The organism is Microvirga sp. P4_G7, assembly GCF_056401005.1.
Genome location: NZ_JBFUKD010000705.1, coordinates 1 through 1,841 on the forward strand (window position 1 = coordinate 1; position 1,841 = coordinate 1,841).

Sequence of the window (1,841 nt, forward strand, 5' to 3'; positions counted from 1 at the left end):
GTAATCAGCCGCGCCTTTTCTACCGCTTTTCGCCATATTCCCTGGTAGGGTGTCGCTGCCGGCGCATCCGCGGATCCGGCCGACGCGGCCCTAAAGATAGTGACCTGATGTTCGGCAGAAGAAAGAAAATAACGATTTCTCCATCTGAAGGTCATGAGAGCGACCAGCAGCCTCGTCTCTCACCTCGCTCGCCGAGCGAAGCGATCAAGCCCATGGCTGCCCCGCCGCCGCCACCCCGACTTCGCCGCCGCCGCGGCGGCATGATGTCAGCCGTCAGCGGTTTCCTGACCCTTCTGATCGCCATCGCCGGCGCCGTCATCTTCGGGATCAGCGTTCTGGAGAAGGAAGTTTCCGCGCCCGGTCCCTTGCAGAACGACAAGGTCGTCGTCATTCCCCGCAATACCGGCACGAACGAGATCGCCACGCTCCTGAAGCAGGAGGGTGTGATCAACCAGACCACCCTGTTTGAAGTCTATGCGCTCCTCAATCGGCAGCGCGGTCAGCTCAAGGCCGGCGAGTTCCTGTTCAAGGCCAAGACAAGCCTCGAAGACACCATCGATACGCTGGTCCAGGGCAAGGCGATCCTCCACTCCGTGACCGTCCCCGAGGGCCTGACGAGCGACCAGATCGTGGCTCGCCTCTACGACAACGAAATCCTGTCGGGCGATGTCATCGAGAACCCGCGGGAAGGATCGCTGCTTCCCGACACGTACAAATTCGAACGGGGAATGACCCGTCAGCAGATGATCAACAGCATGCAGGCGGCGCAGCGCCAGGCGCTGACGCAGATCTGGCAACGACGCTCGTCGGACCTTCCGATCAAGACGCCGCAGGAAATGCTGATCCTGGCGTCGATCGTGGAGAAGGAGACGGGGCGAGCCGATGAGCGGACGCGGGTCGCATCTGTGTTCATCAACCGCCTGAACCGGCGGATGAAACTGCAATCCGACCCCACCATCGTCTACGGATTGGTCGGTGGCAAAGGCACTCTCGGCCGCGGGATCCTGAAGAGCGAGATCGAGACGGCGACGCCCTACAACACGTATGTGATCGAGGGCTTGCCGCCGAGCCCCATCGCCAATCCTGGACGCGCTGCTCTCGAAGCGGTCGCCAATCCCTCGCGCACGAAGGACCTCTATTTCGTGGCTGACGGCTCCGGCGGCCATACGTTTGCAGAGACATACGACCAGCACACCCGCAACGTCTCGCGTTGGCGCCAGATCGAGAAGGCCAAGGCGACGACCGACACCAACGACGCCGTCGACCGGGTCGAGCCTGATGACGAGCGGTCCCAGGTCCCGGGCGGTGCGTCCGTCGCGCAGGACCAGCCAGGAGCCCCGGGCCGTCCCAATGCCGCCCGCGCGCCGGGTGGCAAGCCGCGTGCATTCGATGCCAGCGAGGGGACCAACAAGGACCCCCTCAAGAACAAGACATTCGACTTGAACACGGGGAAGAACGTCCCTCCGCTTCGGCAACCGTAGAAACCGATCTGCCTAATCGGGCTTCCTTGCCCAAGTGAGGAGCGCGGATTATCGTCCGGCGCTCTTTTTGTTCGAGGCTTTTCAGCATGTCGATTGCAAGTATGACCGGCTTCGCCCGCGAGGCCGGCCTCACGGGTGCGTTTCAGTGGGTGTGGGAGATCAAGACGGTCAACGGCCGCGGACTTGAAGTGCGCGTGCGAACCCCGATCGGGCTCGACGTGATCGGCGAAGAGGCACGGGCGCAGATCCTGAAAGCCCTCTCCCGCGGCCAGGGGCAACTGAATTTGGCGCTGACGAAATCGGCAGCGGCGCCGAAGGTGCGGGTCAACGCGGACATTCTGAAGTCCCTCCTCGCTGCCG

Annotated in this window: 2 protein-coding genes; both read left to right on the plus strand. The window is 62.8% G+C overall.

Annotation, left to right across the window (positions count from 1 at the left end; all coding sequences use genetic code 11):
• The first annotated feature begins 107 nt into the window (after positions 1-107).
• The gene (gene mltG, locus AC1DT3_RS19775; RefSeq protein WP_477466919.1) at positions 108-1,481 is read left to right on the plus strand and encodes an endolytic transglycosylase MltG; all 1,374 of its coding nucleotides are present in this window, start codon (positions 108-110) and stop codon (positions 1,479-1,481) included.
• Between the two features lie 86 nt (positions 1,482-1,567).
• Positions 1,568-1,841: YicC/YloC family endoribonuclease (locus AC1DT3_RS19780; RefSeq protein ID WP_477466920.1), on the plus strand; the 274-nt coding region annotated here is incomplete at its 3' end.